The sequence below is a fragment of the Leeuwenhoekiella nanhaiensis genome (assembly GCF_002744755.1).
Lineage (GTDB): Bacteria > Bacteroidota > Bacteroidia > Flavobacteriales > Flavobacteriaceae > Leeuwenhoekiella > Leeuwenhoekiella nanhaiensis.
This window is the reverse complement of the sequence record NZ_KZ319297.1, coordinates 94825-103795: the sequence shown is the minus strand read 5'-3', so window position 1 is coordinate 103795 and position 8971 is coordinate 94825. Positions and strand designations below refer to the sequence as shown.

The 8971-nt window shown below is 45.6% G+C and carries 4 protein-coding genes; all 4 read right to left on the bottom strand.

The window, feature by feature from the left end; genetic code table 11:
* Nucleotides 1–32: 32 nt before the first annotated feature.
* Genes CJ305_RS15670 through CJ305_RS15655 form a run of 4 tightly spaced genes read right to left on the bottom strand, consistent with a single transcriptional unit; the run spans nt 33 to nt 8963 of the window.
* Nucleotides 33–947 (bottom strand): GyrI-like domain-containing protein, encoded by a 915-nt coding sequence (locus CJ305_RS15670; protein WP_099647235.1) that lies wholly within the window; start codon nt 945–947, stop codon nt 33–35.
* A 52-nt stretch (nt 948–999) separates the two neighbouring features.
* Entirely contained in the window at nt 1000–2358 is a 1359-nt protein-coding gene (locus CJ305_RS15665; RefSeq protein ID WP_099647244.1) for a vanadium-dependent haloperoxidase, read from the bottom strand.
* Nucleotides 2359–2380: 22 nt separating this feature from the next.
* Complete coding sequence (locus CJ305_RS15660) at nt 2381–5587, bottom strand: VCBS repeat-containing protein (RefSeq protein WP_099647234.1); 3207 nt, start codon at nt 5585–5587, stop codon at nt 2381–2383.
* Between the two features lie 25 nt (nt 5588–5612).
* A complete protein-coding gene (locus CJ305_RS15655; protein WP_099647243.1) occupies nt 5613–8963 on the bottom strand; it encodes a CRTAC1 family protein in 3351 nt (1116 codons plus the stop codon).
* Nucleotides 8964–8971 lie beyond the last annotated feature (8 nt).

Sequence of the window (8971 nt, the reverse complement as noted above, 5' to 3'; positions counted from 1 at the left end):
TTTTAGTTACACACTTTATGAGATAGTGCTCATTAATCCATCTGCACCGGACTCTCCTGCTTCAGCGGCATATAAATGTCTGCTTTCCATTCCAGCTCATTGCCTCCCATATTTGGGTTGTTGAAAAAGACCTCTAAAGGCTTGGCATCAACTTCGATATTATTTTGCTTTGCGTAAGCTAATAAAGCGTACCAGGCGCGGTCTGAGGTTATATAGTTCCCGTTATACACCGCGTGAATGGCCTCTTTTTCAAACAAACGCTTGTATTTAATATCGTCTGTAATGGGCAGATTTTCAGAGCGGATTATCGGAAAGCAGAAGTTGTACGAGATGCTGTCTGTTTCCTGATTCCACTCGGTCACTTCTACAAATGGAGGTCCGTTCATTTCAACATTATTGCGTACCAGCACATCCCCTATATACCCGTAGTTACGCATCATTCCCAAAGCTTTAGCTTCCTGCATACTTTTAAGCGGAATGTAAGCGCAATAGGTTGAAGGTGTTTTCTCAATACCGGTGATTTCGATTTTAATTTGCTTGAGGTGTTCATTTAGTGCCTCAAAAAATTCCATGACATTTGCAGTACTACGCTCCTTAAAAAGCGTATTGGCAAAAGGTACTGTAAGTCGGTTTTTCAGGCTGTGTTCGGCATCTTTAACCCCAACACTCACTTTGGTGATTGAATCGTTGATGGCGTAGGCGTGATAGGTGTACGTAACTGTAGAATCACCAAACTGCCGCTCCTGAACAATAGCCGAAGTTCCGTGTTGCTCTGTAATAGTACTCGCGGACAAATTGCTGTTCCAGGTTTTTACAGATTGAACAACCGTACCCGGAGTAGTTTTCACTTTGAAATTGATGATGTAATCACTGGGTTTTACAAAAAGATACCAGGCGAGCGCAACTAAGAGCAGGGTAATAACTACAAAACCAATTTTCTTGATCATAGATTTTAATTTAAACCGGGGTTTGATTTAGTATTTTATAAAAAGAATAGTTTTAGTTTCCGCTGTGCGAAAGGGCTTCGCCGTCATTTTTCATATGCAGGTTACTCACGATGTACTGCCCTACCTGTCTCCCCTGCTTTAGACCTTCATCAATGGCTGCGCGATAATGAATGCCTCCATATAAACGACTTAAAGCGGCTTCTGAAGATGCTGCTCTGAAAGAATCAAAGCTACGTACGGGCAGACCATAAGCGGTCTCGGTGTCGTCATCAAATTGAAAATTATCGCCGTAAATTTCGGTGAGTACCTCTGCAGCAGCTCCTGAAACTACCGAGTGACCGCTGCTGTATTCAGGAAATGGAGGTGTTTGCAATACCGGAGTCCAGCTGTCATCAATATATTGATTGATTAAGGTCTCCGGACGAATGAGGTTACTGCGGTATTTTTCATCCCAGCAGCTTATAAAGCCGTCAAACAGGGCGATTGAAGTTTTGGTATAGGCATAAACCGTTTCCATGAGGTCTGCATTGTTCTTTTTGGTGGCGATTTTTACAATTCCAATCCAGTGACCGCCCGGAGTGATTTTTTTGGTTGCAAACATCAGATGGCCTTTGTGGGTTGATACATACGGGTTGCAATCCCAGAATTTAGCGATTGCTGCTTCCTCAGAATCGTCACCTTTAGCCGTCATCTCATTACGTACGTTAAAGACTTCCATAAGCTGGTTGTGAAACTCGCTGCCTTCTTCCATCGAAAAAGCCGGTGGCGGCACAGGCTTAAACTGTGAAGCCGAATCGAGCACAAACGTGCGAATCTTCATCCAGTGCGGTTCAATCCCGTCCATATAGGCAGGAGGAGTGGGTTGCCAGCGTGACGGATTATCAGCATTTACCGAAAACTTGGGCATCGTACGGGTTTGCTTGTAATTGTCGCCATCCATCCAGCTTTTAATGTGATCGGCAACCTGAAGTCCGTATGCTTTTGACGCCACGAGTTCGTCAGCGTTTTGATCTTCCCATGTTTTATACAGACTGTCGCGAACTTCGGTGATTCGATCTTCACTAAAAATAAGGCTTTTAGCCATCTCCATTTGCGCGATCAAAGCCGCTACATCATAGTTTACAGCAGGATTTTCAGCCTTTGGCGTTTCGCCCAGACCATTTAATTTACCGGCCAGCGAATTGTACTCAGGATGGTTTTGAGCCAATACTTCATAGGCCGCAATATTGGAATAAGCATAAATACGACTCGCCACCGGAGGTGAAAAAATATCGTGAATGATAACCTCGGTAACTTTATCTACGGCGTTGTTGTAGTCATCTGGCGTAACGCTAAGAGGTTTTTGCTCGGTGTTACACGAGATGAACACACATACGCTGAAAATCAGGATTGAAAAATTCTTAAACATCATTCTAAACTTCTTGTTTCTAAAATTAGGGTTGTAAAGCATAAAGCTGAACAGGCGCGTCATTTACAGTTGCCATCAAATAATTTTTCCCGTTTAAACGAATTACAGACAAATCACGTATGGACTTTCCGGCAAACTTTAACCCGAGTTTTTCACCCGAAACGATGTTGCTTTCACTGTTAATCAGGGCTCCGGTAAAACTGTCGAGTCTTCCGTGAAAGGGTTGTACGCCAAAATAATTTCCACCTGCAAGCACCTCTTCCTTACCATCTCCATCAAAGTCAAACAGGCAAAAAGCCATAACGGGAGCAACCTGTAAATCGCGCGGCAAAGGTACGAAATCAAATGAATTTCCGTTGTTTCGTAAGTATCCGGTTTTCAGTGTACTTACGTTTAGAATTTTGCAATTCTTTAACTGTTCATCGCTAAGGATATCTTCAATGCTCTGTCCGGCAAAATCCCGGTAACTTTGATACTTTTTGCGGAAACTTACCACCTGTGACGCCAGCGCATCAAGACCCATAAGCGGATAGTATTTACCGTCTTTTGCTGTGGTTACAATAGTTTCGGTCTGGCCGTTGTTGTCAAAGTCGCTGTAATACATTTTCATAGGCGTTTCTGCCGAAGCCTGAAACTTGCTGTTTTCGCCCCAATTTCCCACAATATAATCGGTATCGCCATCATCATCTATATCAAACGGAATGATGCTTTGCCAAAGGCCTTCGAGGTCTTCTTCGGTTTTAGAAACCAGTTTAAGTTTTGTGCCTTCGTTTTTTAGAAAGGTTGGTGCCATCCATTCGCCCACCGCGATCAAATCGGCTTTGCCGTCTCCGTCAAAATCATCCCAAACCGCAGCGGTGACCATTCCAAGCTCTTTAAATTCCTGCGCTACGCGAAAAGTACCCTGATTATTTTCAAGCAAATAGGAGGAAGGCAACTTTCCGAAACTTGCCGTGACGCTTTGTGAACCCGCAAATACGTCAAGATCGCCGTCGCTGTCGTAATCGTAGGTCGCTAAAACCGAAGTGTTTTCAAACAATTCCGGCAGGGCCGAAGCTTTAAAACTAGCTCCCTCATTAAGATACAGCACATCAAGCAGGGGTTTTGCACGGTTGTAAAAATCACCTCCGCCGGTACCGGTCATCAAATCGTTTTTACCGTCATTGTTGAAATCGGCAATCACAGCAACCACTTCTTCGTTAATCGAATCGTTTTGGATTCCGGGATATTTCGTTTCTACAAAAGTTGAATCGCTTTGGAGATAGATTTTGCTGGATAGGTACTTAGAACCGCCAAAAAACAAATCGGTTTTGCCGTCGCCGTTTAAATCGCCCTGAGCCACAGCCGGTCCGCGATCTCCTACCAGATAGGGAATCAACTTTTCGCGGTCAAAGTCAGAATAGGCATCTTCCTGATGCACAAAATCAAGACCCAGCGAGTCAGTTACCGGTTTAAAAAGTAGTTCTCGCTTCGGTCTGAGTGTGGCATAGTCAAAAGGCGAAGTGTTTTCCTGTTTGATCTGCAACGTCTGATTTGTAGCAATATTGGCCAGCATCTGGCTGGTGCGATCTGGCCAAATGATGCGTATCGAATCTACCTGTTTTTGGTTTCCAAAGCCAAAATGAATCACCGGCTCAGACGATGCCTGAAACCCGCGTACCGGATACAGTTCTTTAAATTGCTGCACCCCGTTCGCATAGGCATGGACTTTCGCGCCCAGCGCAAAATCATTTTGCCAAGCCGACTTCAAATAGAGTTTGAGATAGCTGGCCTTATCGTTGGTTTGGTTGATGTAAAGGGTAGGAGCGGTGTTGATGTTATTAGTGACCAAATCAAGATCTCCATCATTGTCGAGGTCAGCGTAAGCCGTAGCACCCGACACGAGCGTGTCGTTTGCGATCCAGGTTTCACTTCGGTCTTTAAACTGAAGGTCTTCACTGCCCTCATAAACATAGTTGCGGGTAACGCCGCCGGGCATAAGCTCCAGGGCTTTTTGATCTATCAGCGCCGTGTTGTTGATTTTATTCTGAATCTGATCGCTCGAAACAAATTTGATGTAATCGAGGTCGTTAGGTCTTTTTGGGATTCCGTTTGAGATAAACAAATCCTGCTGCATATCCTGATTGTAATCGCCAAAAAGCGCACTCCAACTCCAGTCGGTCGCTGCAACGCCACTCAATAATGCGGTTTCCTGATAATCGCCACCCTCGCGGTTTATAAACAGCATATTGCGGGTAAACTGATAATGATAGCCGTAGCGGTCTGTACGCAAACGCTGGGTTTGAATGTTGTCATCGCCTTCCGTTGACTTGAGTACGTTTTCATCCTGCGGCAACATATCAAGCGAGATCAAATCGGGCCAGCCGTCGTGATTGAGATCAGCCACATCACTTCCCATTGAAAATCTGCTGGTATGCCCAAAATGACCTTTTAAATCTTCGGTAAAAGTGCCGTCGCCGTTGTTGATGTAGTAATAATCATCCTCGTGAAAATCGTTGCCAATGTACAAATCGGGATAGCCGTCCAGGTTAAAATCAGACACCGCGATACCCAGGCCATACGAATTGATTCCGCCGTAAATACCGGCTTCTTCGCTCACGTCTGTAAAACGTCCGCCATCGTTCCGCATCAGGCGGTCTCCGGTTTGCGGATTTCGCTCGTAGCGCAATTCGGCTTTGCCAAAAGAGCTCTGCGTATGCACCGCGTGATTGAGGATGTAGACGTCCAGATCTCCATCCAGATCGTAATCTAAAAAGGCAGCAGAAGACGAAAACGTGTCAAGGTCCAGGCCGTATTGCGCAGCACTTTCGGTAAAGGTGCCGTCGCCGTTATTGATAAACAGTTCGTTGTTACCATCCAGACCGTTGAGGCCCACCACGGCGCACACGTAAATATCCAGAAAGCCGTCACCGTTAACATCGCCCATCACCGCGCCGGTATTCCAGTCGCTGTTTCCGGCCACACCGGCGGTTTCGGTTATGTCTTCAAATTGCAAATTGCCCTTATTGAGGTACAACTGATTTTTCACCTGATTTCCTGAGAAATAAATATCCGGCAATCCATCGTTGTTGATGTCACCTATCGCGAGCCCGCCACCATTGTAGAAATAGAGGTAGTCGAGGATGTTCATATCCTCGTTGGCGGTCAGTGTATTTTGAAAGCTGATACCGGCCTTTTGCGTATCGGGATTGGTAAACAACTCGGGCTTATCTGAGCACGAGTAGCTAAGCATCCCAAGCAGAGCCAGCAGGCTTATTTTAGTTATTGAGTTCAAAAATCTTTGGTTTTTTATCGTTTATGGCAGCGATGACAAAGGTGTTTCCGTTTTTATCGCTAAAAGTCGCCAGTTGCTTCACTTCATCTTTTACAAAGAATCCGCTTTTGCTGTAATTCTGCCAGTCAAAATTATCGCCGCCGGTGTTGAGCAAAACGTTACCATAGTTGGCATCCAGTTGCGAATATTGCGGTTTAAATTCAAAATTGTTGCCCGCCATAATGAGGTCTGCAAGGCCGTCTTTATTTAAATCTGTAGCCAAAATATCACACACGCAGGACAGTTGCGTCTGGTAAGGCAGGGCTTTAAAGCTGAAATTCCCCTTGCCGTCATTAATCGCGATCACCGATTGGGAGTAGCTCACTTCTTTTTTAATAGCGTTTTTAAGGCTTTCAGGCGAAACGATCTCGTCTATAAAACGGCTTGCGTAGTCTGAAGCTTTCAGGTTTTGCTTTTTAAGCGAAGTCATTTGCGCCGTGATCTCTTTCTTCTGATGCAGCGGATAGTCCTTTCCGTTTTTACGCATGGTCGTGATTTGCTCGATGGTGCCGTTGTTGTCAAAATCATTGATGTACATCACCATCGGGTTTTCGACTGTGGGCAGGTAATGCAGGTTTTCGCCTTCGTTACCCAAAACCAGATCCATATCGCCGTCGTTGTCAATATCGGTTGCCGCAAGGGTGTTCCACCAGCCGGTTTTATCGCTCAGGTTACTTTCTTTTTCAGAAAGTCTGCGGCCTGAATTGCGGTAAATGTGTGGCGTGCCCCATTCGGAAACGGTGATCAGATCGTCAAAACCGTTGCTATCAATATCAAGCCAAAGCGCATCGGTGACCATTCCGGCATCTTTGAGGTCGTAGGCCAAACGCTCAGTCGCATCTACAAAAATGCCGTTGCCGGTATTTTCTAAAAACAACTGCTGCGGATCAACCCCGTAAACGCCCACTACACTGCGCGAACCGATAAACACATCGATATCGCCGTCACCGTCAAAATCATTTGGTGCTACCGCGCTCATATTTTGAAAGGCCGAAGGCAGTTCGTTGGGCGATTTGGTGAAATTCCCTTTGCCGTCGTTGAGGTATAATCGGGGTCTGAAGAGTTCTTTTTTATCTACCTCGTTTCCGCCCGAAGCCACCAACAAATCGAGGTCTCCGTCACCGTCGGCGTCAAAAAGCGCAGCGGCGGTGTCTTCGAAATAGTCGTCAGTCGTAAAAACAGCCTGATTTTTCGGAGTCAGTTTTCCGTCACCGGAATGCAGATAGAGTGTTGCCGCGCTTCCGCTTGGGGCACCCACAAAAACATCTTCGTTTCCATCTCCATTTACGTCACCCACGGCAAGAGCCGGACCCTCCTGCGAAAGTTTTTTGGCGATCAAACCTTCATAATCAAAGTCGTTGTAGGCGTTCTCGGGATTGGCTTTAAGACTGTTGTTGCTAATTTCAGTGAGTAACTGAGGTCCTGCATTTTTCTTACGCGGAACAAAAGTTTCGGTGGCCTCTGCCTGACTGAGATTTAGGGTTTGATTGGTGGCAACATCGGTCAATAATTGGGTTTTGTCGTTAGGCCAAAGTACGCGCAACGAGTCGAGCTTTTGCGTTTGTCCCAGACCTATGGTCATCTCATAATCCATAGAAGACTGAAAACCGCGCACCGGATACAATTCCTGATAAATCTGCTGATTGTCAAAATACAGTCGTACCGAAGCGCCCACGGCAAACGGATTTTTCTCGCCACCTTTAAAGCTGATGCTTAGGTAACGGTTTTGGGTTTGCTCTTCGGCCTCATTGCGGTACACAAAGGCCTGCATATTTACATTATTAACTACCAAATCCAGATCGCCGTCGTTATCGAGGTCCCCGTAGGCCGAACCGTTTGACATACCCGGCTGGTCAAGTCCCCAAAGTGTGGCTGCATTTTCAAATTTCAGTTCTTTTTTGTTTCGGTAAACCGCATTCACCAAAGGTTTTTTCGGCATTTTATTGATGATGGAATCAATGGCCTGGCGTTTGCCGGTAAGAGCCATATTTTGAATGATTTCGTTAGCGAAAAAATCAACAAAATCCAGATCAGTCAGGTCGTGATTGATACCGTTTGTGACGTAAATATCGCGGTAGCCGTCGTTGTCCAGGTCAACCAGCAAGCCCGCCCAGCTCCAGTCGGTCGCATCAACGCCACTGTAATAAGCGGTTTCCGAAAAGCTGCCGTTACCGTTGTTGATCTGTAGCGTATTCTGAATAAATTGCTGGTAAAAGTCTTTGCTCTGCTTGAGTTTGTACACATTGTAGCTGTCAAACTCCATCACCGATTTTACGCGCTCTTCCGGCTCCGGAAGCATATCGGTGATAAAAATATCCTGCAAACCATCGTTGTTGACGTCTGAAATGTCAACGCCCATCGCCGAAAGTGACAGGTGCGAGGTCCAGTCTTTAATCTCTTCGCTAAACGTACCATCCTGCTGGTTGATGTACAGGTAATCACGCTCGTAAAAGTCGTTTGAAATGTAGATGTCCGGCCAAAGGTCGTTGTTGATGTCGGTAACCATTACGCCCAGACCAAAGCCAATAAGACTGCCGTAAATGCCTGCTTCCTCGCTCACATCAGTAAAGGTATCCCCGTCGTTACGCATCAAGAGATCGCCCACGCCTTTAAAGATATCGGGTACGTTTTCCCAGTTTTCAGCACGGGTATCGCGTTGCTCGGCATAGCCCAAACCACTTACAGGTACGTTGCTGTTGTTAAGAATATACACATCGAGATCACCATCTTTATCGTAGTCAAAAAAGCTTGCTTGAGTGGAGAAGCCGGTTTTTGCAAGATTGTATTGTTCTGCCTTTTCGGTAAAGGTAAGGTCGCCGTTGTTAATGTACAGGTCGTTGTCGTGGTTGTCGCCTTCCATATTCCCTGCGTTACTAACGTAAATGTCAAGCAGGCCGTCTGCATTTACATCGGCCATCACCACACCGGTAGACCAGGGTTTATTACCAGCTACACCGGCTTTTTCGGTAATATCTTCAAACTTGAAATCGCCCTTGTTAAGGTAAAGTTTGTTTTGGCCCATATTGGCAGTCAAATAGATGTCTGCAAGTCCGTCGTTATTGATATCGCCAATAGCCACGCCACCGCCGTTGTAGAAATTGCGGTATTTGAAAATATTAAAGTCTTTTTCGTTCTGGATGGCATTTACAAAATCGATACCTGTGGTTTCAGGCCCCAAAAGACTAAAAAGTTTGGGTTCCTGAGGCCCGGTTTCCTGGGTTTCTGAACTGTCTTTGCCGCAGGCTGCAAAAAGAAGGCATAAGCCGAAAAAGGTAATTTGCTTTAAGCTATTCATAAACACAT